Raw genomic sequence first — 22,896 nt, forward strand, 5'->3', positions numbered from 1 at the left:
GCGGCGGATAGCAGTGGTCGGCAGCGGCATATCGGGGCTCACCGCGGCGTGGGTGCTCGCCCGCGACGCGGAAGTCACCCTCTTCGAGGCGCAACCGCGATGCGGTGGCCACGCCCACACCCATGAACTGGCGGCCCGTCGCGGCAGCACCGATGTCGTCGGCGTCGACTCCGGCTTCATCGTGCACAACGACCGCACCTATCCCACGCTGCTGCGGCTGTTCGCCGAGCTCGGTGTCCGGACCCAGGAATCCGACATGTCGATGTCGGTCTGCTGCGAAGGGTGCGGCCTGGAGTACGCCGGCGCGAAGGGGCTGACGGGCCTGTTCGCCACGCCGGGCGCGGTGCTCTCACCGCGCTATCTGCGCCTGCTCGCCGAAGTGACGCGCTTCCACCGGCTCGCCCGCGCCGAACTGGCGCGCGACGTGGCAGACGGCCGAACCCTCGGCGAATTCCTCGGGGCCGCAGGGTTTTCCCGCTACTTCGTCGCGCATTTCATGGTCCCGCTGGTCGCTGCGGTCTGGTCGTGCCCGCCGGACGTCGCGCTCGACTACCCCGTCGGCTATCTGCTGGCGTTCCTCGACCACCACGGGATGCTGACGGTGTTCGGGTCACCGACCTGGCGGACGGTGACCGGGGGCTCCGCACGGTACGTCGAGGCGATCACCACGCGCCTGCCGTCGGTACGCGCCGGCGTACCCGTCCGCACCGTCACCCGGACCACCGACGGGGTGCTGGTGCGCGACGACGCCGACCGGGTCGAACCGTTCGACGCAGCGGTCATCGCGACGCATCCGAATCAGGCCCTCTCGATCCTGGACCGGCCGTCGGCCGACGAGGTCGACATCCTCGGCGCCCTGCGGTACTCGATCAATCACACTGTGCTGCACACCGATACGTCGCTGCTGCCGCGTCGCCGGGGCGCCCGTGCATCGTGGAACTACCGGATGCCGTCGTGCACCGTCCAAGCCGGCGACGTCCTGGTCAGTTACGACCTCAACCGGCTACAGCGACTCGACGCGAGCACCGACCGGCGGTTCGTGGTGACGCTGGGCGGCGGCGGTCGGGTCGACCCGGACCAGGTCATCGCGACCATGCTCTACGACCATCCGCAATACTCCCCCGAGTTCCGCGCCGCGCAACAGCGGCTGCACACGCTCGGCGATCACCGGTTGGCGTTCGCCGGCGCGTATCACGGCTGGGGCTTTCACGAAGACGGCGCGGTGTCCGGCGTCGCCGCGGCGGAACGTCTCGGTGGCAACTGGAGCGGTCCCGTGCCACCCCTGCTGCGCCCGGCGGGGAACGTGGCATGAGCCCACCGCAGATCGTGCGAACCAGCATCCACCACAGGCGGACCGTTCCGGTGCCGCACGCGTTCACCTACCGCAGCTACAGCTGGCTGGTCGACCTCGACGCCGTGCCCGAGTTTCCCCGCCTGCTGCGGCCGCTGGCCGGCTTCCACGCCGCCGACCATGCCGGCGATCCGCAGCGCACGCTGCGCGAGAACATCGACGCCTATCTCGGCGAACACGGCATCGACCTCGGCGGCGGTCCCATCCGAATGCTGGCCAATGCCAGGGTCTTCGGCTTCGTGTTCAACCCCTTGACCGTCTACTGGTGCCATGACGCCGCCGGCGCACTGGTCTGTGCCATCGCCGAGGTGCACAACACCTACGGCGGACGCCACCGCTACCTGCTGCACACCGATCATCGCGGCACGGTGGTCGTGCCGAAGGTGTTCTACGTCTCGCCGTTCAACCCGGTCAGTGGCCGATACGTGCTGCGCATCCCGGAACCGGCGCGGGGCCGGCTCAACGTGGCGGTCACCCTGCTCGACGCGTCCGGCGGGGTGGTCATGACCGCCACCTGGACCGGATCCGTTCAACCAGCCCGTCCCACAACCGTTTTGACCACCGCACTGGCAGCGCCGCTGGCGCCGCTGCTGGTTCTCGCACGCATCCGCTGGCAGGGCGTGCGCCTCTGGGCGCGCGGCCTGCAACTGCACCCCCGCCCCCAGGAGGCCGCCCTATGACGAATCAACTCCATGACGGTGCCGCCGCGTACGACCCGTTCCTGCCGGCCAGGTGGACCGAAATCGCGCAGGTGCCAAGCGGTCTGCGCACCCGGCTGGGTACGCCCGTCACGCGGGCCTTGTTCCGGGCCGCGGTACGGGACCTGCCGGTACGGGTGGAGTATCCGGACGGAACCGTCCAGGGCGCGGCCGGCGCCGATGATCCGGCCGCACCGCGAATGTTGTTGCACCGCCCCGACGATTTCTTCGGCCGCATCGCGAACAGTGGCCTGATCGGCTTCGGCGAGGCGTACATGGTCGGTGACTGGTCCGCGCCCGAGCTCACCGCCGTGCTGACCGCGCTGGCATCGCGCATCGACACGATCGTGCCGGCGGCCTTCCAGGGACTGCGTTCCGTGCTCCTGCCGCGCACCCCACGCAACCACCATGGGGCGCAAGCGGATACGCGTGCGAACATCGCCCATCACTACGACCTGTCGAACGAATTCTTCAGCATGTTCCTCGATCCGACGCTGACCTATTCGTGCGCGCTGTTCGACACGCTCGATCCGCCGCCGTCATGGCGCGACCTGGCGGCCGCGCAGCACCGCAAGATCGACCGGCTCCTGGACGCCACCGGCGTCGGCACCGGCACGCGGCTGCTCGAAATCGGCACCGGCTGGGGCGAATTGGCCATCCGTGCCGCGCAGCGCGGCGCGCACGTCCACACCGTCACCCTGTCGCGCGAGCAGCAGCTGCTGGCGCGCGAGCGCATCGCCGCCGCCGGGCTGGCCGACCGCATCACCGTCGAGCTGTGCGACTACCGCGACATCAGCGGGAAGTACGACGCGATCATCTCGGTCGAGATGATCGAGGCCGTCGGGTATCGCTACCTGCCGGCCTATCTACGCACGCTGGAGCGCCTCCTCGATGTCGACGGCCGGGTCGGACTGCAGCTGATCACCATGCCGCACAAGCGCATGCTGGCGTCCCGCGACACCTACACCTGGGTGCACAAGTACATCTTCCCGGGCGGATTCCTGCCGTCGGTCAAGCTCATCGAGAAGTCGGTCGGCACGCACACCGCATTGCGTATCACCGACCGGCATTCGTTCGGACCGCATTACGCCCACACCCTGAGACTGTGGCTGCAACGCTTCACCGCGAACAGCGCCGGCGCCGATGCCCTGGGATTCGACCGCATCTTCCGGCGGATGTGGCGCTTCTACCTCGCCTACTCCGAGGCGGGCTTCGCATCGGGCTACCTGGACCTGCACCAACTGGTCCTGCGTCCGAAGGCTCGATCGTGAGCACGTCGCCCGGACCCGACGGGTTGCGCCAGATCGCCCCGGTTCCCGCGCCGCCGTGCGACGATTCCCGCATGGAGGGCGAGCCGGACCGCGCAGCTCTGCTCACCGCGATCGCCGACGGCGACAGGGCGGCGTTCGCCGAGTTCTACGATCTGACCTCGCCACGGGTGTTCGGCCTCGCCTATCGCGTCGTGCGGGACCGGACGCTGGCCGAGGACGTCGTGCAGGAGGTGTTCCTCCAGGTGTGGTCCTCGGCGGCACGGCAATACGACCCGGCGCTGGCCAGTCCGATCGGCTGGCTCATGACATTGACCCACCGCCGCAGTATCGACCGGGTCCGCTCCGAACAGTCCGCGGCCGACCGCAACCACGCGTACGGCGCCTCGAACCTCGGCCGCGAGCACGACACCGTCGCCGACGAGGTGGGACAGCGACTCGACGAGCAGGAGGTCACCGACTGCCTCGACGGACTGACCGCCGTCCAGCGCGAAGCCATCGGCCTGGCGTACTACAGCGGCCACACCTATCGGGAGGTCGCCGAGCACCTCGCCGTCACCCTCCCCACCATCAAGGCCCGTATCCGGGACGGCCTGATCCGCCTGAAGAACTGCTTGGGGGTGGGCACCGATGCCTGACAGCTACACCGACGACGAACAGCAACTGCTCGACCTGGCGTACGTATACGCACTCGATGCGGTGTCCGAGGCCGAACGCTCGGACATCGCCGGGCGCCTCGGCGTCGCCGCGCCGCACACCGCGCAGGCGTTCGCCCGGATCGTCGGCGACACCCAGGAGACCATGGCACTGCTCACCGCGGGAGACACCCTGACGCCGCCGGCCGAACTGCGCGCGCGCATCCTGCAGGCCATCGGCATCCAGTCGGCCGAGCGCACTTCGGATGAGTTGGCGCTCAGGCGAACCCGGCGACGCCGAATGATCGTCCGGCTCGCGGCGGCCGCCGCGGTGATCTGCGCGATCGTCATCGGCACGACGGTCGTCGCGGACCGCTTCACCGAGCACCCGGGACAGCCGACGGTGTCGCAGGTGCTGGCCAACCCGGACATCCGCACGTATTCCGCGCCGGTCGCCGGGGGCACGATCACGCTCAGCGCGTCGCAGCAGGCGAATGCCGTGGTGGTGGCCATGGCGAATGTGCCTGCGCCACCGGCGGGCCACGTCTACCAGATGTGGTTCATCCCGGCGTCGGGTGCGCCGCGGTCCGCCGGCACCATGAGCGCGGACACCATGCCACCGCCCGGCGGCGAGGTGATACCGGCACTGGACGCGGCCGCCAAGGTGGCCGTGACGGTCGAGCCGGGCCCCGGGTCCAGCCAGCCGACGAGCACCCCGGTCGTCGTCGTCTCCCTGACCTGATGACCATGGTCGGCGCCTTCTTCGACGATCTGCTGGACCGCACCGTCGTGCTCGGCTACTCCCGCGTGGGTCTGGCTGTGCGGCAACAGTTCTGGCAGACGCCCGCGCTGCCGGCCGAGGCACTCGCCGGCCGCACCGTGCTGGTCACCGGGGCGAATTCCGGTATCGGCAAGGCCATCGCCACCGAACTCGCGGCGCTCGGGGCGACAGTGCTGATGACGGTGCGCGACCGGGCCCGCGGCGAGGCCGCCCGGCGCGACGTACTCGCCGTCGTACCGGGAGCCGAGGTGGCGGTGGAGGTGTGCGACGTGTCGCACCTGGCCGCCGTCCGGTCGTTCGCCGCGGACCTGCTCTCCCGGCGGCCACGGCTGGACGCCGTGATCCACAACGCCGGGGTGATGCCCGAGGAGCGGACGGAAAGCGCGGAAGGACACGAGCTTTCGCTGGCAACCCACGTCCTGGGCCCGGTGTTGCTGACGGAGCTCCTGCTGCCGGCGCTCACCGCGGCGCCCGACCCGCGGGTGGTCCTGATGTCCTCGGGCGGCATGTACACCCAGTCGCTTCCCGTCGACGACATCGAGTACCGGCACGGGCACTACCGCGGCGCCACGGCGTACGCGCGCAGTAAACGCGTCCAGGTCGCGTTGACGCCGCTGCTGGCGCGGCGCTGGCCCGAATTGATGGTGGCCGCCATGCATCCCGGTTGGGCCGACACCCCGGGCGTCGCGCAGTCACTGCCCGGGTTCCGCCGCCTGACGCGCCCGATCCTGCGGACGTCCGAGCAGGCCGCCGACACCGCGGTCTGGTTGACCGCCACCGAACCCGCCCCGGTCTCCGGACAGTTCTGGCACGACCGCCGCATCCGTCCCACGTACTACTTGCCCACCCGAGACGACGACGCCCGGGTGCGGCAGGTGTGGCAGTACTGCGCCGCTGCCACCGGTTTGTGAGGGCTTGTCGCGCAATCAGATTCGGGCGAGTTCGCGGCGGAGCCCGCGCGCCCCGTCGTCGAGCAGGTGCGCCACCGCGAGTTGCAGCACGGGCTCGAGCCACCGCAGCCACCCCTGGAACGCGAACCTGATCCGGTAGGTGACCTGGGTACCGTCGACGTGCGGCACCACCGTGATGGTGTCGCGCGCGATCAGGTACTGGTTGACGCCGCGCAGTTCGATCGACTGCCCCGGCGTCAGGCTGGTGACTTCGTACGTGATCTCGGACGTGCGACCGGCGAAGCGCGACGTGTTCGCGTAGCGAGTTCCCACGCCGCCGTCGCCGGCGATGCGTTCGGTGTGCACGGTGCCGGGGTCCCACTGCGTCGTGGTGGTGAAGTCCGCCAGGTACGCGAAGACGGCGTCCGCCGGCGCCGCCACCACCACCTGACGTTGCGCGTCGATCATCGGGCCGCCTTTCCCAGCTGGTGCCGCAGGCACTGTTCGAGATCCGGGCGCCGGAAGCGGTGCCCGGCGTCGATGAGCCGGCCGGGTACGACGCGTTGACTGGCCATGGCCAGCTCGCGCGCCCCCTGCCGGCCGAGCAGCAGCGCCGGTCCCAGGGCGGGCACCGGCAGCACGGCCGGGCGGTGCAGCACCCCGGCCAGGGTCCGCGTGTAGTCCGCGTTGCGGACCGGTTGCGGGGCAACGGCATTCACCGGACCGGACAGTCCGGCGTCGACGAGGGCGCGGTGGTACACATCGATCAGGTCGTCGATGTCGATCCACGACAGCCACTGCCGCCCGTTGCCGAGCGGTCCGCCGAGACCGGCGGCGAACAGCGGCCGCATCAGTTGCAGCGTGCCGCCGCGCGGCGTCTGCACGATCCCGGTGCGGACGTTCACGACGCGCAGTCCGGCCGCGGTTGCCGGCGCCGTCGCCGCTTCCCAGTCGGCGACGACGTCGGCCAGGAATCCGTCGCCCGGTTGTGCCGCTTCGTCCAGGCGTTCGTCGGCCCGGTCGTCGCCGTACCAGCCGACGGCCGACGCGCTGACGAAGACCGACGGCCCGGCCGTCGCCGCCGCGGCGCACTCGGCCAGCCGGCGGGTGGGCCCGATCCGGCTGTCGCGCACCGCCTTTTTGTGCGTGTCGGTGAACCGGCCGGCAATCGATGCACCTGCCAGGTGCACCACGGCGTCGATGCCGTCGAGCAGGTCGTCGGCGGGTGATTCGGGAGCCCAGCGACGCTCGGTGTCGTCACGCGGTTCTCGGCGCACCAGCCTGATGACGCGGTAACCTCCGGTCGACAGGAAGGCGGTCAGGGCGCTGCCGATCAAGCCTGATGCCCCGGTCACCGCCACCGAGCCGGGACGCTCGCCGTGCTCGCGCGCCCACCGGTGGGCGGCCAGGTCCTCGCTCAGCTGGCGATGGCGGTAGCGGAACGTCGGCTCGAGGAGGTGCCCGGGGACCGGCGCATCGACACGGTCGGTGACCCGGGTGCGCCCGTCGCCGACGGCGTCGAAGCAGTGTTCGTGCCGCCAGTGCCCGATCAACTGTGTTGGCAGCGAACGCAATCCGTCGCGGCTCAACTCGTCGACGAACCGTCCGGGCGGCGCATAGTCGGCGGGATTGTGCTGTGCGCTCCAGCGCAACCCGCCGGGCAGGCCGAGCACGGCGCGCCCGTCGGCCAGCGACGCCGCTTCGGCAACCACGCTCATGGGCTGCCACGGCGGCAGCATCCGGTGGATTGCCCCCGGCCGCGCGTGCCAGGCGAACACGTCGTCGCGTGGCGCGTCGACCACGCTGCTGTACTCGATTCCCATCAAACCTCCGAGTTGATTCGGTCTCAGTGGGATTCGGCGCCAACCGGCCGGCGGATGGGTCTGGTCAGTTGGCCGGCTTGTAGCTGAACGACACCTTGCCGTCGGCGACGTCGGTGACCGTCAGGGTGTAGGCCCGGTTCTGGCCGCCGACGACCGCGGTGCACCGCTGCGTCGCCCCGACCTTGCTGTCCACATCGCCGGCACAGGTGACGGTGTTCGGGCTCTGGCCCAGTTGCGAGGCAAGGGAACTCTCGGCCACGGACTTCTCCAGCACGGGCGTCAGGCCGTAATTCATTGCGAGGCCGGACACTTCGCTCACCAGCGCGGTGCGCCGGCTGGTGAACCCGTCGTCGGTGATGTCGCACAACGCCACCGCGCCTTGCTTGCCCTCCAGTCCCGACAGGCACGTCACCGAGTCCGGGGCCGCCTTGCGGGTGCGCGTCACCATGTCCGCCACGGCCGCCTCCAACTGCGTCTTGGAGACCGCCGGGGTCATCGAATAGCTGACCTTGCCGCCCTCGACCCCGGACACCGTGATGGTCGGCTGGATGCCGTAGGCCGGTGACATCGTGACGTCGCACCGCGTGCTCTGCCCGACCTTCGCGATGAGGCCGCGCTCGCAGATCACCGCCTGCGGCGGCTGGCTCGTGAAAGCGTCGTGGATCGCCCGCTCCAGCGACGCCTTGTCCACCATCGGCAACTGCGCCGACGGCTTGGCCTGAACGGCTTCGGGTTCGGGGCGCGTGAGACTGTAGACCAGCGCCGCGAGCCCCGTCAGCAGCAGCCCAGCGATGACGACAAGTGCCAGGATGCGCGCCCTCATACCCGCTATTGTGCCCGGGCTACATCAGGTCGTTTGCGGGCACGTCATTTCGGTGCTCGCGGTACCACGCCACGGTGCGCGCCAGACCGTCGTCGAGGGCCACCTGCGGCGACCAGCCCAGCGCCCGCATCTTCGAGATGTCGGGGCACCGGCGCGGCGTGCCGCCGGCCTGCAACTCGCCGGGCTTGATCTCCAGCTCGACGCCGACGGCCCGGCCGATGCGCTCCGCCAGCTCGCGGACGCTGAGTTCCTCGTCGCTGCCGATGTGGTAGACCTCGCGGTGACCGCCCTTTTCGTACATCGTCAAGATGCCCTGGACGATGTCGTCGACGTAGCAGAACGAACGCGTCTCACTGCCGTCACCCTGGATCGGGAAGGTCGGGTCACCGGCCTCCTGGCAGCCCAGCGCCCGCAGGATGAACTGGGGCTCGACGTGCTTCCACCCCATGTTGGGCCCGAACACGTTGTGCGGCCGGAAGACCTGCACCTGCCGGTAGTGGTCCTGCCCGTAGTTGAAGGCGATCAGCTCGCTGACGATCTTGCCGCCGCCGTACGAGTACCGGGGGTTGAGGCTGTCCGGCAGCATCAGCGGGATGGTCTCGGGCGTCGGGATGATCGCCGGCGTCTGGTAGACCTCGGCGGTCGAGGCGACGATGAGGTCCGGCACCCCCGCCGCGCGGCCGGCGTTGGTCACCGCGAGCGCGCCGCGCAGGCCGACGTCGAGCACCAGTTCCGGTTGCTTGTAGAAGTTCTCGGTGCCGTTGATGGCGGCGAGGTGCATGACCACCTCGGCACCGGCGAACGCCTTCTCGAGGGCGTCCTGATCGCGGACGTCACACGTGAAAAGCTCGACGTCCGAAGCGACTTCGGCGAATCGGCTGGCATCGCCGCGGACCATGGAGTCCACGACCGCGACCTGCCAGCCGTCCCGCACCAGCCGCTTGACCAGGTAGGCGCCGATGAATCCGCCACCACCGGTGACCACGACCTTCTCAGACACGCTCGACGACCTTTCCGCTGCGGCCCACGGCGAAGTAGCTGTCGCCCAGCTCGGTGGGCGGCAGGTGGCTGTAGTGGTTCCAGTAGTCGAAGACGAAGCCGTCGGGGCTGATGAACTCGCTGATGGTGCGCGGCGAGATGGTGCCCAGCGACGGGTGGTTGTTGCCGAGGACGACGACGTCCGCGCCACTCACCGCGTCACCGAACCGGTTGTACACCTTGTGGCCCGGGAAGGCTTCGGCCAGAACGTCATTCGGCGTCACCGGGTCGTACACGCCGATCTCGGCATCCGGGTGCGCGGCCTTCAGCTCATTGAACACCTTGATCGACATCGACCCACGCAGGTCGCTGGTCTCGGGCTGGCCCTTGAACGCCATGCCCAGCAGGTTGATCTTCAGCGGCCCTTCGGCGCCCAGCTTCCGGCGGGCGATCTCGCTGCTGATGAAGCGCACCGTCTCGGCGGGCTGGCGCTCGTTGACCAGGCGGCCGGCGGCGGTGATGTCCAGCGTGACGCCGCGTTCGCGGACGCTCTCCATCAGGATGTGCGGGTCCTTCTCCAGGCACGGCCCACCGACCAGACCCGGCAACGGGATATTGGTGCGGTTGTATCCGAGTTTGCCCGCCGAGATCACCTCGTAGGCGCTGACACCGAATGCGTCGCAAATGCGGGCGACTTCGTTGGCAAACGCGAACTGAACATCGCGGAAGGTGTTGCTCACCAATTTGATGATCTCGGCGGTCTCGATATCGGAGACCAGCACGATCGAGCTGGTGAGTTTCCGGAATACCGCGGCGGCCCGGTCGGCGACCGCCGGGTCGTCGGCACCGACGATCTGCGGCAGCTCGCGCAATTCCTGCAGCGCCTTGCCTTCCAGGGTGCGCTCGGGGCACATCGCGATGTCGAAGCTCTTGCCGCTGGCGGCCAGCATCGGCGCGACCACGTCGCGGGTGGTGCCGACCTTGACCGTCGACCGCAGGATGACGAGCGCGCCGTCCTGCATGTTTCCGGCGATGTCACGGGCCGCGGCCTCGATCATGTCGACGCGTGCGACACCGTCCGCCGACAGCGGGGTGCCGACGGTGATGATGTACGTATCGCACGAGAAGCTGTCGTCAAATGCGGTGACGGCCTTCAGTTTCCCGAATCGGGTGACGCCCTCGAGGGCGTCGGGCAGGCCGGTCTCGGTGAAATGCGGCAAACCCTGATTGGTCATATCGACCAATTCCTGACGGGTCTCGATTCCGATGACGGAGTTGCCGGCCTCGGCCAGCACGGTGGCCAGCGTCAGGCCCACATATCCCAGGCCGATGATTCCGACGTCGTATTTCTCTGGCAAATCCTCAATCCCTCCGGTCAGCCCTGTGGGAGACGGCTGATGTCATACCGCAGCGGTTGTCGCGCAAACAAGTTTCGACCTTACGGGTCGGCGGCGCATTTCGGGCCTAGGTACGCTCACAGTGTGCCGCTGCCCGCAGACCCACATCCCGCTTTCGCCACCTATGCGCATCCCGATCGCCTGGTGACCGCCGACTGGCTGTCAGGCAACATCGGACGCCCCGGTTTGGCCATCGTCGAATCCGACGAAGACGTCCTGCTGTACGACACCGGCCACATCCCCGGCGCCGTCAAGATCGACTGGCATACCGACCTCAATGACCCGCATGTCCGCGATTACATCGACGGCGCACAGTTCGCCGCGCTGATGGATCGCAAGGGCATCAGCCGCGACGACACCGTGGTGATCTACGGCGACAAGAGCAACTGGTGGGCGGCCTACGCGCTGTGGGTGTTCACGCTCTTCGGGCACCCGGACGTCCGCCTCCTCGACGGGGGCCGCGACCTGTGGATCACCAACGGCCGCGACACCACCCTGGACGTCCCGAGCAAGCAGACCACCGGGTACCCGGTGGTCGAGCGCAACGACGCTCCGATCCGCGCCTTCAAGGACGACGTCCTCGCGATCCTCGGCAAAGAGCCGCTGATCGACGTCCGCTCGCCGCAGGAGTACACCGGCGAGCGCACCCACATGCCCGACTACCCGGAGGAGGGTGCGCTGCGCGGCGGCCACATCCCCACCGCGCGGTCCATCCCGTGGGCAAAGGCCGTCGACGACAGCGGCCGGTTCCGCAGCCGCGCCGAACTCGACGAGCTGTACGGCTTCATCTCCCCCGACGACAAGGCCGTCGCCTACTGCCGCATCGGCGAGCGCTCCAGCCACACCTGGTTCGTGCTGACGCACCTGATCGGCCTGCCCGCCGTCCGCAACTACGACGGTTCCTGGACCGAGTGGGGCAACGCCGTGCGGGTGCCCGTCGCGGTCGGTGAGGAACCGGGGGACGCACCTTCGTGACCATGCCCGCGGCTCTGGCCGAGGTCGTGTCGGAGTTCTCCGAGATGCAGGGGCAGGACAAGCTGGCGCTGCTGCTGGAGTTCGCCAACGAGTTGCCGGCACTCCCGCCGTCGCTCGAGGAAGCCGCCATGGAGCCGGTGCCCGAGTGCCAGTCGCCGTTGTTCCTGCACGTCGACGCCGGCGACCCCGAGCATGTGCGGCTGTACTTCAGCGCACCGGCCGAGGCCCCGACGACGCGTGGTTTCGCGGCCATCCTCGCGGCGGGCCTGGACGGCCTGCCGGCGGCCGACATCCTGGCGGTGCCCGACGATTTCTACGCCGACCTCGGGCTGGCCAAGCTGATCAGCCCGCTGCGCCTGCGCGGCATGTCGGCGATGCTGACGCGCATCAAGCGCCGCCTGCGCGAAGCGGCATAGCCCGCCGGGTACGGCTCAGAAGAACGGCAGCTTGAACTTGCCGCTGTAGTGCAGCGCGTCCGGGTTGCGCTGGCCGATGATCTTGCCGGGCACGCCGCCGACGATGCCGAACGGCGGCACCTCTTTGTTGACGACGGTGTGTGCGGCCACCACAGCGCCGCGGCCGAGCAGGCACGGCAGGATCATGGCGCGCGTCGCGATCCACACGTGGTCGTCGATCACGATGGGGTCCGGGGGGTTGGGTGCCGGCACGAAGTTCGGGTGATTGATGTCGTGACCGCCGGCGATGATGTGCGTGTCGCTGGCGATGACGACGTCGTTGCCGATCGCGATGCCCGCGCGCGCGTCCAGCAGGCAGCGGAAGCCGATGGACACCCGGTCGCCGATCACCAGGTACGGAATGGACCAGACGCTGGTGCCGCGGTTGATCGCGGTGCCCTTGCCGATCTTCGCCCCGAACAGCCGGAGGTAGCCCAGCCGGATGAAGTGGAACGGGATGTGGGTGACGATCGAGCTGTAGAACAGCGCGGCGTAGGTGTCCCGGATTCGGTGCCACAGCGTCTCGCCCGGCAGCTCGTGCTTGAGGATGTTGCCGTCCTCGTCGGTCACCCACTGCATCTTCGGTGGGATGCGGACGTTCGGGTTGACCGCCCGCTTGCGCGCGATCAATTCGGGGTCTGAGGCCTGCGGCTCGACGAACAACGGTGTCCCCTTACTCGTGGCTCCCCGGCGGGTCCGGTGCGGCACCAGTATCACCCAAGCAGATGTTCGGTGAGAAAGCGCGGGTCAAGTGGGTCGATTGGGCAATCTCTAAGGAAACGTCCCGGCGCCCGCGTATCCCGAAGTGGGGATCCGCCGGTTAGGCCTTACACTGCACGCGATACATTCTTAAAGACATTTCTTAGAGAACCGCCGTCAGGAGGCACTGTGGCCAACCACGCCAGTTCCAAGATCTCCAAGGTGCTAGTCGCCAACCGTGGAGAGATTGCCGTCCGGGTCATCCGGGCTGCCAAGGACGCCGGACTGGCCAGCGTCGCCGTTTACGCCGAGCCGGACGCCGACGCGCCGCACGTGCGGCTGGCCGACGAGGCCTTCGCCCTGGGTGGCCAGACCTCGGCCGAGTCCTACCTCGTCTTCGACAAGATCCTCGACGCCGCCGCCAAGTCCGGCGCCAACGCCATCCACCCGGGCTACGGCTTCCTGTCCGAGAACGCCGACTTCGCCCAGGCCGTCCTCGACGCCGGGCTGATCTGGATCGGGCCGAGCCCGCAGTCCATCCGCGACCTCGGTGACAAGGTCACCGCGCGCCACATCGCCGCCAAGGCCAACGCGCCGCTGGTGCCGGGTACCCCGGACCCGGTCAAGGACGCCGACGAAATCCTGGCCTTCGCCAAGGAGCACGGCCTGCCGATCGCCATCAAGGCCGCCTTCGGTGGTGGCGGCCGCGGCATGAAGGTCGCCCGCACCCTCGAGGAGATCCCCGAGCTGTTCGACTCGGCCACCCGTGAGGCCGTCGCCGCCTTCGGCCGTGGTGAGTGCTTCGTCGAGCGCTACCTGGACAAGCCGCGCCACGTCGAGGCCCAGGTCATCGCCGACACCCACGGCAACGTCGTCGTCGCCGGTACCCGCGACTGCTCGCTGCAGCGCCGCTTCCAGAAGCTCGTCGAGGAGGCCCCCGCGCCGTTCCTGTCCGACGCGCAGCGCAAGGAAATCCACGAGTCGGCCAAGCGCATCTGCAAGGAAGCCGGCTACTACGGTGCGGGCACCGTCGAGTACCTGGTCGGCCAGGACGGCCTGATCTCGTTCCTCGAGGTCAACACCCGTCTGCAGGTGGAACACCCGGTCACCGAGGAGACCTCGGGCATCGACCTGGTGCTGCAGCAGTTCAAGATCGCCAACGGCGAGGCCCTGGACATCACCGAGGACCCGGCCCCGCGCGGCCACTCGTTCGAGTTCCGCATCAACGGCGAGGACGCCGGTCGCGGCTTCCTGCCGGCCCCCGGCCCGGTCACCAAGTTCGAGGCGCCGACCGGCCCCGGCGTCCGCATGGACTCGGGTGTGGAGTCCGGCTCGGTCATCGGCGGTCAGTTCGACTCGATGCTGGCCAAGCTGATCGTCACCGGCGCCACCCGCGAAGAGGCCCTGGCCCGCTCGCGTCGTGCGCTGGCGGAGTTCAACGTCGAGGGTCTGGCCACGGTCATCCCGTTCCACCGCGCCGTGGTCTCCGACCCGGCCTTCATCGGTGACGGCGACAAGTTCGACGTGCACACCCGCTGGATCGAGACCGAGTGGAACAACACGGTCGAGCCGTTCACCGGTGGCGAGGCGCTGGACGACGAAGACGCCGCGCCGCGTCAGAAGGTCGTCGTCGAGGTCGGTGGCCGTCGCGTCGAGGTGTCGCTGCCCGGCGATCTGGCCATCGGTGGTGGCGGTGGTGGCGCGGCCACCGGCGTCATCAAGAAGAAGCCGAAGCCGCGTAAGCGTGGCGCCGCCGGCGGCAAGGCCGCCTCGGGCGACTCGGTCACCGCGCCGATGCAGGGCACCGTCGTGAAGGTCGCCGTCGAGGAGGGCCAGCAGGTCTCCGCGGGTGATCTGATCGTGGTGCTGGAGGCCATGAAGATGGAGAACCCGGTGACCGCGCACAAGGACGGCACCGTGACCGGCCTGTCGGTCGAGGCCGGCGCCGCCATCACGCAGGGCACCGTCATCGCCGAGCTGAAGGACTAGTTTCCAGTCCGCTGGTTTTACGACTCAGGGCTGCGATCCACCGCGGATCGCAGCCCTGAGTTGCATTTGAGGAGCGTCATGGAACCCATCGAAATCAACGCCGGAGCCTGGTACCTGCGCGCCCTGCGTGCCGACGACCGCATGGATGACCGGCCGTCACTCGCGGACTTGGGTGAGCACTCCCCCGATCACGTCGAAACCCGTACGGCGCAATGGGAATCCGACACGCTGTACTCGTGGGCGGTCTGCGAGCCGACGACCGGCGAGCTGCTGGCCGAGATCACCTTGGACCCCGCCACGCGGGAGATTTCCGTACGCACCCGCGAGGGGTTCGACGACGCCGCCGCGACGGGCGTCGAATCCGTGCGCCGCTTCGCGGCCGCGATGCTGGGCTGACACGTCACGGTCAGAACAGCAGCACCGGCAGGCTCATCGTCAACACGATGGCCATCAGCAGCAACAGGAACCACCCGGCGCCCTGCCAGGCCCACCAGACCTTGTCGCCGCGCCACGCCCGGTAGGTGCGCACGAAGGCCCACACCCCGCTGCCGAACAGGAACAGCGGGCCTGCCAGCGCCAGGACGGTGCGGTACGGCATGCTGCACGCGGCGGTGTCGTAACCGTGGCAGTGCCGGACCCAGACGGCCGCCAGCACCATGAATCCGACGCCGACGCTCCCCATCACCAGACCGAATCGCGCGGCCTGATGCACGCTGGGATCGTCGTCGCGGAAGCGATCGGTTGTCGGGCTGAGCATCACTATCACCGCCAACCCCAGTATGCGCCTGGTGGCCTCAGGGCGCCAGTGGGCCCTCGGCGATCCGCTTGATCGCGGCAAGACGCCGATCCCATTGCCTGCCAAGGGTTTCCAGCTCACTGCCCAGGGCGCTGAGCTTGGCGCCCAGCGCCCGGTAGCGAATCTCCCGCCCCACTTTGACGGGCTCGACCAGCCCCGCATCGGCCAGCACCGACAGGTGCTTGGCGATGGCCTGCCGACTCACGGGCAACCGGCCGGCCAGCGCGCTCGCCGACAGGTCGTCGGCGCCCAGCTCGGTCAGGATGCGCCACCGGGTCTCGTCGGCGAGCACCGCCAGCACCGCCGGCATGTGGGTGTCGGTCACACCGCCGCCTGCAGGTACGCCACCAGGTCGTCGAGTTCGGCGGTCCAGCCGCCGCTGTTCTCGGAGTGCGCGGTCTGCGGATCGGCCAGGTTCTCGAAACCCGTCTCGCGCAGATCGAGCCGGGTGCCGCCGTCGATCTCGGTGAGGTCGAAGCGGACGACCGTGGAGTTTTCCGGGGTCGGGTCGGCGTCGGCTTCGCGGTGCGCCCACCGATAGACCAGCGTGTGCGGCGCCTCGGCACTCTCGACGACGACCCGGAACTTGCCGTGGGCGTTCCAGCCGAAGAACCCGGTGCCGCCGGGGATCGGCTCGAGTTCGGCTGCGTCACCGAACCATTGCGCGATGAGCTCGGCTTTCGTCAGAGCATCCCAGACCCGCTGGATCGGCGCGTTGATGTCGATGCTGCGGGTGATGTCCAGCGTGTCCATGATTCCCCTTCGAGCGACGTGATGTGCAACTCCAGAGTTGCACACGCCAGCCCGTACTGCAACCCTCAGATTGCACTTGCGGTCGCGCGCCGCTCTCGCACCAGCATCAGGCCGATGGTGCCGAACACCAGGTTGGCCGCGATCTCCAGAATCGCGGTGACCCACGAGAACGCCGTCACGCGCGCCCACGGCGGCGCATTGATGAAGCTGTCGCTGAAGAATCCCCACTTCGGAAGCAGATGTGCCGCAGTGAATCCCACCGCGCCGGCATAGCCGATACCGACCGCCGCGAGCGGTGCCCACCGGTTCCGCTTGAACACCAACGTGATCGTGACCGCCGCGAGAATCAGCTGCAGCGTGCCGCCCACCATCACCGCCGGTGGGACGACGTTCATCCCCCGCCGCATGTGATCAGCGCCGTGCAGCAGCAGCGCGACAGCCAAAAAGCCTGCGGCCCAATCGAAGTTACGTTGCCAATTCCTGGATTCACCAGTCATTCGGATCACCTCTACTACGCACGGTAGTAAACAGGTGCCGTTCTGTAAAGACCTGTCAGGGGTTGGCCCTACGATGCCTGGCGTGCGGATGAAACTCTTGGGCGCGGCCGGGCTGTTCTCGGGCGGCGCGGCGTATCTGCACGGCTGGACCTGGGAACCGGCGCTGGGCGTGGCCGTCGGCGTGCCGCTGCTCCTCGCCGCCGTTCCGCACGTCATCACCGGGATGCGCACCCCGAGCCGCCACGAAGATCCCGTGCACGACATGTCCGGCACCGAATTCGAGGACTACGTCGCCCGGATCGCCCGGTCCTGCGGCGTCCCCGTCATCATGACCGAGCTGTCGGGAGACTGGGGCGTCGACCTCATCGTCGGGACGCGGCCCAATCGCCTTGCCATCCAATGCAAGCGGCTGTCCCGGCCCGTCGGCCCCGGCGCCGTCCAGGAGGTCGTCGCCGGCGCACCCATGCAGGACTGCGCGCACACCATGGTGGTCACCAACAACGACTTCACCCCGGCCGCACGGAAATTGGCCGAGTTGCACGACTGCACTCTCGTCAGCGGCAGCGAGCTGACCCGGCTGCGCGGACTGATCCGGCAGCAGGTCCTAGAGCGCCGCTAGCACGTCCCGCACCGCCTGAACCGCTTCATCGATCTCGGTCCGCGACACCGTCAGCGCCGGCCGGAACCGCACGGAGTCGGTGCCGCTGGCCAGCAGGATGACATGGTGCTGCCACAGCCGCCTGATCACCTCGTCGCGCTGCGCAGCCGACGGCATGCTGAACGCACACATCAACCCACGCCCGCGCGGATTGAGTACCAGCGCCGGGAATTCGCTTGCCAGGCAGCGCAATTGCCCCACCAGGTACCAGCCCATGCGCACGGCGTTGTCGATCAGCCCATCGGCCTCGATGACCTCGAGGATGCGGCGGGCCCGCACCATGTCGGTCAGGTTGCCGCCCCAGGTGGAGTTGATCCGTGAACTGACGCGGAAGACGTTGTCGGGGACGTCATCGACGCGACCACCGGCCATCACACCACACACCTGGGCCTTCTTCCCGAACGCCACGACGTCGGGTGTGACGCCCAATTGCTGGTAGGCCCAAGGGGTTCCGGTCATCCCGACGCCCGTCTGCACCTCGTCGAAGATCAGCAGCGCGTCGTACTCGACGCACAACTCCCGCATCGCCGCGAAGAACTCGGGACGCATGTGCCGGTCGCCACCCTCACCCTGGATCGGCTCGGCGATGAAGCAGGCGATGTCGTGCGGGTACGCCTCGAAGGCCGCCCTGGCCTGGCGCAGCGATTCACGTTCCAGCGCAACGATATCCGCGTCCGGCGTCACCACCGGGGCATCGATACGCGGCCAGTCGAACTTCGGGAAACGGGCGACCTTGTTGGGGTCGGTGTTGGTCAGCGACATGGTGTAGCCACTGCGGCCATGGAACGCGCCGCGCAGATGTAGTACCCGGGTGCCCAGCGCCGGGTCGATGCCGCGCGACTCGTTGAGGCGGCTCTTCCAGTCGAACGCCACCTTCAGCGCGTTCTCCACGGCCAGCGCCCCACCGTCGACGAAGAACAGGTGCGGCAGCGCCGGGTCGCCGAGCACCCGCGCGAACGTCTGCACGAAGCGCGCCATCGGCACGCTGTACACGTCGGAGTTGCTCGGCTTGTTCACCGCCGCCTGCGCCAGTTCGGCGCGGAAGGCCGCATCGGTGAGCGCCGGATGGTTCATCCCCAGCGCCGACGACGCGAAGAACGTGAACATGTCGAGGTACCGGGTGCCGTCACGGGCGTCGACGAGATACGAGCCACCCGACCGGTCCAGATCGAGCACGAGATCCAGGCCGTCGGTCAGGATGCTGCGCCCCAGCACGTCGCGCACGTCGCGGGCGCTGCTCGCCGACAGCCCGTCACCAGAAGTCAGAACAGCGGTCATGGCGCCATTCTAACGCAATATTTACAGCTTGCCCGCCATCCGACAGGAACTATTCCGGTAGTGACACCTGATCATCGTAAAAAGTCTGTAAGATGATGGTGCTTCGCGTGCGAACGTTGGCGACCGTGCGGATCCGCTGCAGCAGGCCCTCCAGCGCCCGCGCCGAGGCGACCCGCACCAGCAGGACGTAACTCTCCTCGCCGGCCACCGAATGGCAGGACTCGATTTCGGGGAAGGGTTGCAGCCGCGCCGGGGCATCATCAGGTTGGGAAGGATCGAGTGGGGTGATCGCAACGAACGCCGACAGCATGTGGCCGACGGCCTCGGGGTTGATCCGCGCCGTGTATCCGGTGATCACTCCGCGGGATTCGAGCCTGCGCACGCGCGACTGCACCGCCGACACCGACAGTCCCGCCGCCGTCGCGAGGTGTGCCAGCGTCGCGCGGCCGTCGGCCATCAGCTCCCGCACCAGGATTCGGTCGACATCGTCTAGCTGCTCGGCTTCGGCCATGGCCGGAGACTACCCGCAGGTCGTGCCATGACGGTCCAGACCTGGGAGCTGCGCGCCGCGTTCGCCGCCGCACTGTCGCGCATGTACGGCACCGAGGTTCCGGCGTACACCACGCTGGTCGAGGTCAGCACGGCCGTGAACCGCGACTGCGCCACCGACGGCCGGCTCGGTTCCCTCGAGCGCGTCACCGCCGAACGCCACGGCGCGATCCGCGTTGGCAGCCCCGCCGAACTCGCCGATGCCGCAGCCCTTTTCGCAGCCTTCGGCATGTACCCCGTCGGCTTCTACGACCTGCGCGAGGCCGCCTCACCGGTGCCCGTGGTCTCCACCGCGTTCCGTCCCATCGACGCAGAAGAGCTGGACCGCAACCCGTTTCGGGTGTTCACCTCGATGCTGGCCACCGAGGACGCCCGCTTCTTCTCCCCCGATCTGCGCGCCCGGGTGCAGCGGTTCCTCGGGCAACGCCGGCTGTTCGACCCGGCGCTGATCGCCCAGGCCCGCCGGATCGCCGCCGACGGCTGCCCGGACCATGATGCCGACGATTTCGTCCGCCGCTGTACTGCCGCTTTCGCGTTGTCCCGCACGCCGATCGACAAGGCCTGGTACGACGAACTCAGTGAGGTCTCGGCCGTCGCCGCGGACATCGCCGGCGTGGCCACGACGCACATCAACCACCTGACGCCGCGCGTACTCGACATCGACGAGCTGTACCGGCGCATGACGGCCCGCGGCATCACCATGATCGACGCGATCCAAGGCCCGCCCCGCACGGACGGACCGCAGGTCCTGTTGCGGCAGACCTCGTTTCGGGCCCTGGCCGAGCCACGCACGTTCCGCAACCCCGACGGCACGGTGTTCGACGGGAGTCTGCGGGTGCGCTTCGGTGAGGTCGAGGCCCGCGGAGTGGCGCTGACCCGCGCCGGCCGGGAGCGCTACGACGCCGCGATGGCCGACCAGGAGTACTGGGACAGGTACTTTCCCGCCACCGACGCCGAGATGGCGACACAGGGCCTGGCCTACTACCGCGGCGGCGACCCCACGAAACCCGTTGTCTACGAGGACTTCCTGCCGGCCTCCGCGGCCGGTATCTTCCGGTCGAACCTGGACCGGGATGCGCAGCCGGCAGCCGCCGACGACCACTCCGACTACAGCCTCGACTGGATGGCCGGTGCCATCGGCCATCACATCCATGACCCGTACGACCTCTACGAGAAAGCGGCATCATGACTCCCCTTCAACCGCAAGTGCAGAATCTCCTCCCGACTGCCGATCAACTCCGCGACCGCGTGCGTACCGCGCTGCAGGCCGTCGGTGCCCACGTCACACTGGGTGAGCCCGGCGACCACGGCTTGCACGCCAGCACGCCCATCACCGGCGAAGTGCTCTTCACCATTCCGGAGAGCACCTCCGCCGATACGGATGCGGCGATCGCCGAAGCGGCGCAGGCCTTTTCCACGTGGCGCACCACCCCGGCGCCGGTGCGCGGCGCGCTCGTGGCCCGGCTGGGTGAGCTGCTCGTCGAGCACAAGGCCGATCTGGGCACGCTGGTGACCATCGAGGCCGGCAAGATCACCTCCGAGGCCCTCGGCGAAGTGCAGGAGATGATCGACGTCTGCCAGTTCGCGGTCGGTCTCTCGCGCCAGCTGTACGGGCGCACCATCGCCTCGGAGCGGCCCGGCCACCGGCTCATGGAGAACTGGCATCCGCTGGGGGTCGTCGGCGTCATCACGGCGTTCAATTTCCCCGTCGCGGTCTGGGCCTGGAACGCCGCCATCGCGCTGGTGTGCGGCGACACCGTGGTGTGGAAGCCCTCCGAGCTCACCCCACTGACCGCCGTCGCCTGCCAGGCGCTGCTCGAGCGCGCCGCGGCCGACGTCGGCGCACCCGCGCATGTCGGCCGGTTGGTGCTGGGCGGCCGTGACATCGGCGAACAGCTGGTGGACGACCCCCGTGTCGCGCTGCTGAGTGCGACGGGATCAGTGCGGATGGGTCAGGAGATCGGCCCGCGGGTGGCCCAGCGGTTCGGCAAGGTGCTGCTGGAACTCGGCGGCAACAACGCGACCATCGTCACGCCGTCGGCCGATCTCGATCTCGCGGTGCGCGGCATCGTGTTCGCCGCCGCCGGCACCGCAGGCCAGCGGTGCACCACGCTGCGCCGCGTCATCGCGCACCACAGCGTGGTGGAGACGTTGGTGCAGCGCATTGTCACCGCGTATCAGAGCCTGCCCGTCGGTGACCCGTCTGCCGAGGGAACGCTGATCGGGCCACTGATCCACGAGCGGTCGTACCGCGACATGGTGGGCGCGCTGGAACAGGCGCAGGCCGAAGGCGGCGAGGTCACCGGTGGCGAACGCGTCCAGCTGCACCCCAGCTCCTACTACGTCACGCCTGCGGTGGTCCGGATGCCCGGGCAGACGGCCATCGTGCACCAGGAGACGTTCGCGCCGATCCTGTACGTGCTGGCGTACGACACCCTCGACGAGGCCATCGCTCTCAACAATGCTGTTCCCCAAGGCCTTTCGTCGGCCATCTTCACCACCGACATCCGGGAGGCCGAACGCTTCATGGCCGCCGACGGGTCGGACTGCGGCATCGCCAACGTCAACATCGGCACCTCCGGCGCGGAGATCGGCGGCGCGTTCGGTGGCGAGAAGCAGACCGGCGGCGGCCGCGAATCCGGTTCCGATTCCTGGAAGGCCTACATGCGCCGGGCCACCAACACCGTCAACTACTCCTCGGAACTGCCGCTGGCTCAAGGCGTGCAGTTCGGCTGAGGTAGACATGAGCCCGTGAAGATCGAAGGTGCGGTGGCCGTCGTCACCGGAGCGGGCTCGGGCATCGGCAGGTCCATCGCGACGGCGCTGGCGGCCGCGGGCGCATCGGTCGTGGCCGGCGACATCAATGCCGAGGCCGCCGCCGAGACGGCCGCGGGCTACGGCGGTGTCGGCATCGGCGCTGACGCGTCGTCGGTCGACGGCATCGCGACACTGCTCGACGCCGCACGCGATGCGTACGGGCCCGTCGACATCTACGTCGCCAACGCCGGCATCACCGGCGAACCAGGACTGGGCGACGACGAAGCCGCCTGGGACCGCATCATCGACATCAACCTGCGCGCGCACATCCGCGCCGCGAAATCCGTTGTGCCGGAATGGGTCGAGCGCGGCGGCGGGCATTTCGTCGCTGTCGCCTCCGCCGCCGGCCTGCTCACCCAGCTCGGCGCGGCCGGGTACAGCGTCACCAAGCACGCCGCCGTCGGGTTCGCGGAGTGGCTGACCATCACGTACGGCGACCAGGGCATCGGCGTCAGCTGCGTCTGCCCGATGGGTGTCGACACGCCCCTGCTGCGCGGCATGACGGACTCCCCCGATTCCGCGATCCGGGTGGCCGGCAATGCCGTGACCCACGCGGGCAACGTCGTCGGGCCCGATCACGTCGCCGCCCTGGTGGTCAAGGCCATCGAGGACGGCACGTTCCTGGTCCTTCCGCACCCCGAGGTGCTGGAGATGTACCGCCACAAGGGCGCCGACTACGACCGCTGGATCGCCGGCATGCGGCGCTACCAGCGGACCCTCTGACCTGCGATTTGTGCACGATTTTCCGCGCTGACCGCGGATTTTCGTGCACAAATCCCTCAGGCA

Annotated in this window: 26 protein-coding genes; 14 read left to right on the plus strand and 12 right to left on the minus strand. The window is 68.8% G+C overall.

From position 1 onward, the window contains the following. Positions 1–7: 7 nt before the first annotated feature. The 6 genes from VXD91_RS28915 to VXD91_RS28940 are packed head-to-tail and all read left to right on the plus strand — an operon-like array spanning position 8 to position 5,644. Positions 8–1,312: an FAD-dependent oxidoreductase gene (locus VXD91_RS28915; protein WP_346417047.1), complete on the plus strand. Its 1,305-nt coding sequence runs from the start codon at positions 8–10 to the stop codon at positions 1,310–1,312. After that, positions 1,309–2,031: a DUF1365 domain-containing protein gene (locus tag VXD91_RS28920; RefSeq protein ID WP_346417001.1), complete on the plus strand. Its 723-nt coding sequence runs from the start codon at positions 1,309–1,311 to the stop codon at positions 2,029–2,031. The genes VXD91_RS28915 and VXD91_RS28920 overlap by 4 nt, the downstream gene beginning before the upstream one ends. Continuing rightward, positions 2,028–3,320: a cyclopropane-fatty-acyl-phospholipid synthase family protein gene (locus VXD91_RS28925; RefSeq protein ID WP_346417002.1), complete on the plus strand. Its 1,293-nt coding sequence runs from the start codon at positions 2,028–2,030 to the stop codon at positions 3,318–3,320. The genes VXD91_RS28920 and VXD91_RS28925 overlap by 4 nt, the downstream gene beginning before the upstream one ends. After that, complete coding sequence (sigK, locus tag VXD91_RS28930; protein ID WP_346417003.1) at positions 3,317–3,955, plus strand: ECF RNA polymerase sigma factor SigK; 639 nt, start codon at positions 3,317–3,319, stop codon at positions 3,953–3,955. Before VXD91_RS28925 ends, sigK begins: the two co-directional genes overlap by 4 nt. Further along, positions 3,948–4,694 carry an anti-sigma factor gene (locus VXD91_RS28935; protein ID WP_346417004.1) on the plus strand — a complete coding sequence of 249 codons (747 nt, stop codon included), beginning with the start codon at positions 3,948–3,950 and terminating at the stop codon, positions 4,692–4,694. Before sigK ends, VXD91_RS28935 begins: the two co-directional genes overlap by 8 nt. Further along, positions 4,694–5,644 carry an SDR family NAD(P)-dependent oxidoreductase gene (locus VXD91_RS28940; protein ID WP_346417005.1) on the plus strand — a complete coding sequence of 317 codons (951 nt, stop codon included), beginning with the start codon at positions 4,694–4,696 and terminating at the stop codon, positions 5,642–5,644. The genes VXD91_RS28935 and VXD91_RS28940 overlap by 1 nt, the downstream gene beginning before the upstream one ends. 15 nt (positions 5,645–5,659) lie before the next feature. Here the strand turns inward: VXD91_RS28940 and VXD91_RS28945 are convergent, their stop codons facing one another. The 5 genes from VXD91_RS28945 to VXD91_RS28965 form a co-directional block, all read right to left on the minus strand. Then, the gene (locus tag VXD91_RS28945; RefSeq protein ID WP_346417006.1) at positions 5,660–6,091 is read right to left on the minus strand and encodes an SRPBCC family protein; all 432 of its coding nucleotides are present in this window, start codon (positions 6,089–6,091) and stop codon (positions 5,660–5,662) included. Then, on the minus strand, positions 6,088–7,446 hold the full coding sequence (locus tag VXD91_RS28950) for a TIGR01777 family oxidoreductase (protein WP_346417007.1): 1,359 nt from the start codon (positions 7,444–7,446) through the stop codon (positions 6,088–6,090). Before VXD91_RS28950 ends, VXD91_RS28945 begins: the two co-directional genes overlap by 4 nt. 64 nt (positions 7,447–7,510) lie before the next feature. Then, entirely contained in the window at positions 7,511–8,269 is a 759-nt protein-coding gene (locus tag VXD91_RS28955) for a DUF4333 domain-containing protein (RefSeq protein ID WP_318986422.1), read from the minus strand. A gap of 19 nt (positions 8,270–8,288) precedes the next feature. After that, entirely contained in the window at positions 8,289–9,269 is a 981-nt protein-coding gene (locus VXD91_RS28960) for an SDR family NAD(P)-dependent oxidoreductase (RefSeq protein WP_318986421.1), read from the minus strand. Further along, the gene (locus VXD91_RS28965) at positions 9,262–10,605 is read right to left on the minus strand and encodes a nucleotide sugar dehydrogenase (RefSeq protein WP_318986420.1); all 1,344 of its coding nucleotides are present in this window, start codon (positions 10,603–10,605) and stop codon (positions 9,262–9,264) included. The genes VXD91_RS28960 and VXD91_RS28965 overlap by 8 nt, the downstream gene beginning before the upstream one ends. Before the next feature lie 123 nt (positions 10,606–10,728). Between VXD91_RS28965 and VXD91_RS28970 the strand changes: the two genes are divergently transcribed. Together VXD91_RS28970 and VXD91_RS28975 are read left to right on the plus strand one after the other, a co-directional pair. Continuing rightward, a complete protein-coding gene (locus VXD91_RS28970; RefSeq protein ID WP_064858492.1) occupies positions 10,729–11,619 on the plus strand; it encodes a sulfurtransferase in 891 nt (296 codons plus the stop codon). A gap of 2 nt (positions 11,620–11,621) precedes the next feature. Next, the gene (locus tag VXD91_RS28975; RefSeq protein WP_346417008.1) at positions 11,622–12,035 is read left to right on the plus strand and encodes a SufE family protein; all 414 of its coding nucleotides are present in this window, start codon (positions 11,622–11,624) and stop codon (positions 12,033–12,035) included. 15 nt (positions 12,036–12,050) lie between these two features. On the opposite strand, the gene VXD91_RS28980 is transcribed toward VXD91_RS28975, so the two are convergent. After that, on the minus strand, positions 12,051–12,782 hold the full coding sequence (locus tag VXD91_RS28980; RefSeq protein ID WP_318986418.1) for an acyltransferase: 732 nt from the start codon (positions 12,780–12,782) through the stop codon (positions 12,051–12,053). 180 nt (positions 12,783–12,962) lie between these two features. Between VXD91_RS28980 and VXD91_RS28985 the strand changes: the two genes are divergently transcribed. Next, the gene (locus tag VXD91_RS28985) at positions 12,963–14,762 is read left to right on the plus strand and encodes an acetyl/propionyl/methylcrotonyl-CoA carboxylase subunit alpha (protein WP_318986417.1); all 1,800 of its coding nucleotides are present in this window, start codon (positions 12,963–12,965) and stop codon (positions 14,760–14,762) included. Between the two features lie 78 nt (positions 14,763–14,840). Beyond that, a complete protein-coding gene (locus VXD91_RS28990) occupies positions 14,841–15,158 on the plus strand; it encodes a hypothetical protein (RefSeq protein WP_318986416.1) in 318 nt (105 codons plus the stop codon). A gap of 10 nt (positions 15,159–15,168) precedes the next feature. Here the strand turns inward: VXD91_RS28990 and VXD91_RS28995 are convergent, their stop codons facing one another. The 4 genes from VXD91_RS28995 to VXD91_RS29010 form a co-directional block, all read right to left on the minus strand. Then, a complete protein-coding gene (locus VXD91_RS28995) occupies positions 15,169–15,519 on the minus strand; it encodes a hypothetical protein (protein ID WP_318986415.1) in 351 nt (116 codons plus the stop codon). A gap of 37 nt (positions 15,520–15,556) precedes the next feature. Then, entirely contained in the window at positions 15,557–15,868 is a 312-nt protein-coding gene (locus VXD91_RS29000; protein ID WP_318986450.1) for a metalloregulator ArsR/SmtB family transcription factor, read from the minus strand. Between the two features lie 11 nt (positions 15,869–15,879). Continuing rightward, positions 15,880–16,311: an SRPBCC family protein gene (locus VXD91_RS29005; protein WP_318986414.1), complete on the minus strand. Its 432-nt coding sequence runs from the start codon at positions 16,309–16,311 to the stop codon at positions 15,880–15,882. A gap of 65 nt (positions 16,312–16,376) precedes the next feature. Beyond that, a complete protein-coding gene (locus VXD91_RS29010) occupies positions 16,377–16,808 on the minus strand; it encodes a hypothetical protein (RefSeq protein WP_346417009.1) in 432 nt (143 codons plus the stop codon). 88 nt (positions 16,809–16,896) lie between these two features. On the opposite strand from VXD91_RS29010, the gene VXD91_RS29015 reads away from it, so the two are divergent. Next, positions 16,897–17,427 carry a restriction endonuclease gene (locus VXD91_RS29015; RefSeq protein WP_318986449.1) on the plus strand — a complete coding sequence of 177 codons (531 nt, stop codon included), beginning with the start codon at positions 16,897–16,899 and terminating at the stop codon, positions 17,425–17,427. Here VXD91_RS29015 and lat read toward each other — a convergent pair. Beyond that, the gene (lat, locus tag VXD91_RS29020; protein WP_318986412.1) at positions 17,413–18,744 is read right to left on the minus strand and encodes an L-lysine 6-transaminase; all 1,332 of its coding nucleotides are present in this window, start codon (positions 18,742–18,744) and stop codon (positions 17,413–17,415) included. The two genes, VXD91_RS29015 and lat, sit on opposite strands and share 15 nt — an antisense overlap. 49 nt (positions 18,745–18,793) lie before the next feature. Next, entirely contained in the window at positions 18,794–19,255 is a 462-nt protein-coding gene (locus VXD91_RS29025; protein ID WP_133426946.1) for an Lrp/AsnC family transcriptional regulator, read from the minus strand. A gap of 27 nt (positions 19,256–19,282) precedes the next feature. Between VXD91_RS29025 and VXD91_RS29030 the strand changes: the two genes are divergently transcribed. From VXD91_RS29030 to VXD91_RS29040, 3 genes are read left to right on the plus strand one after another with little or no spacing between them, the layout of a single operon-like run. Beyond that, a complete protein-coding gene (locus tag VXD91_RS29030; protein WP_346417010.1) occupies positions 19,283–20,482 on the plus strand; it encodes a VOC family protein in 1,200 nt (399 codons plus the stop codon). A gap of 59 nt (positions 20,483–20,541) precedes the next feature. Next, complete coding sequence (locus VXD91_RS29035; protein WP_346417048.1) at positions 20,542–22,029, plus strand: aldehyde dehydrogenase family protein; 1,488 nt, start codon at positions 20,542–20,544, stop codon at positions 22,027–22,029. 15 nt (positions 22,030–22,044) lie between these two features. Next, positions 22,045–22,833 carry an SDR family oxidoreductase gene (locus VXD91_RS29040; RefSeq protein ID WP_346417011.1) on the plus strand — a complete coding sequence of 263 codons (789 nt, stop codon included), beginning with the start codon at positions 22,045–22,047 and terminating at the stop codon, positions 22,831–22,833. Positions 22,834–22,896: the final 63 nt, after the last annotated feature.

This window comes from Mycobacterium sp. SM3041 (assembly GCF_039668335.1).
GTDB lineage: Bacteria > Actinomycetota > Actinomycetes > Mycobacteriales > Mycobacteriaceae > Mycobacterium.

Excerpts from the sequence above, each read along its gene's own strand:
- VXD91_RS29030 (WP_346417010.1), top strand. The coding sequence starts at position 19,283 with ATGACGGTCCAGACCTGGGAGCTGCGCGCCGCGTTCGCCGCCGCACTG.
- VXD91_RS29025 (WP_133426946.1), bottom strand. The coding sequence starts at position 19,255 with ATGGCCGAAGCCGAGCAGCTAGACGATGTCGACCGAATCCTGGTGCGG.
- VXD91_RS28945 (WP_346417006.1), bottom strand. The coding sequence starts at position 6,091 with ATGATCGACGCGCAACGTCAGGTGGTGGTGGCGGCGCCGGCGGACGCC.
- lat (WP_318986412.1), bottom strand. The coding sequence starts at position 18,744 with ATGACCGCTGTTCTGACTTCTGGTGACGGGCTGTCGGCGAGCAGCGCC.
- VXD91_RS28995 (WP_318986415.1), bottom strand. The coding sequence starts at position 15,519 with ATGCTCAGCCCGACAACCGATCGCTTCCGCGACGACGATCCCAGCGTG.
- VXD91_RS28935 (WP_346417004.1), top strand. The coding sequence starts at position 3,948 with ATGCCTGACAGCTACACCGACGACGAACAGCAACTGCTCGACCTGGCG.
- VXD91_RS28940 (WP_346417005.1), top strand. The coding sequence starts at position 4,694 with ATGACCATGGTCGGCGCCTTCTTCGACGATCTGCTGGACCGCACCGTC.
- VXD91_RS29015 (WP_318986449.1), top strand. The coding sequence starts at position 16,897 with ATGAAACTCTTGGGCGCGGCCGGGCTGTTCTCGGGCGGCGCGGCGTAT.
- VXD91_RS28975 (WP_346417008.1), top strand. The coding sequence starts at position 11,622 with ATGCCCGCGGCTCTGGCCGAGGTCGTGTCGGAGTTCTCCGAGATGCAG.
- VXD91_RS28955 (WP_318986422.1), bottom strand. The coding sequence starts at position 8,269 with ATGAGGGCGCGCATCCTGGCACTTGTCGTCATCGCTGGGCTGCTGCTG.
- VXD91_RS28950 (WP_346417007.1), bottom strand. The coding sequence starts at position 7,446 with ATGGGAATCGAGTACAGCAGCGTGGTCGACGCGCCACGCGACGACGTG.
- VXD91_RS28920 (WP_346417001.1), top strand. The coding sequence starts at position 1,309 with ATGAGCCCACCGCAGATCGTGCGAACCAGCATCCACCACAGGCGGACC.
- VXD91_RS29005 (WP_318986414.1), bottom strand. The coding sequence starts at position 16,311 with ATGGACACGCTGGACATCACCCGCAGCATCGACATCAACGCGCCGATC.
- VXD91_RS29010 (WP_346417009.1), bottom strand. The coding sequence starts at position 16,808 with ATGACTGGTGAATCCAGGAATTGGCAACGTAACTTCGATTGGGCCGCA.
- VXD91_RS28990 (WP_318986416.1), top strand. The coding sequence starts at position 14,841 with ATGGAACCCATCGAAATCAACGCCGGAGCCTGGTACCTGCGCGCCCTG.
- VXD91_RS29000 (WP_318986450.1), bottom strand. The coding sequence starts at position 15,868 with ATGCCGGCGGTGCTGGCGGTGCTCGCCGACGAGACCCGGTGGCGCATC.
- VXD91_RS28925 (WP_346417002.1), top strand. The coding sequence starts at position 2,028 with ATGACGAATCAACTCCATGACGGTGCCGCCGCGTACGACCCGTTCCTG.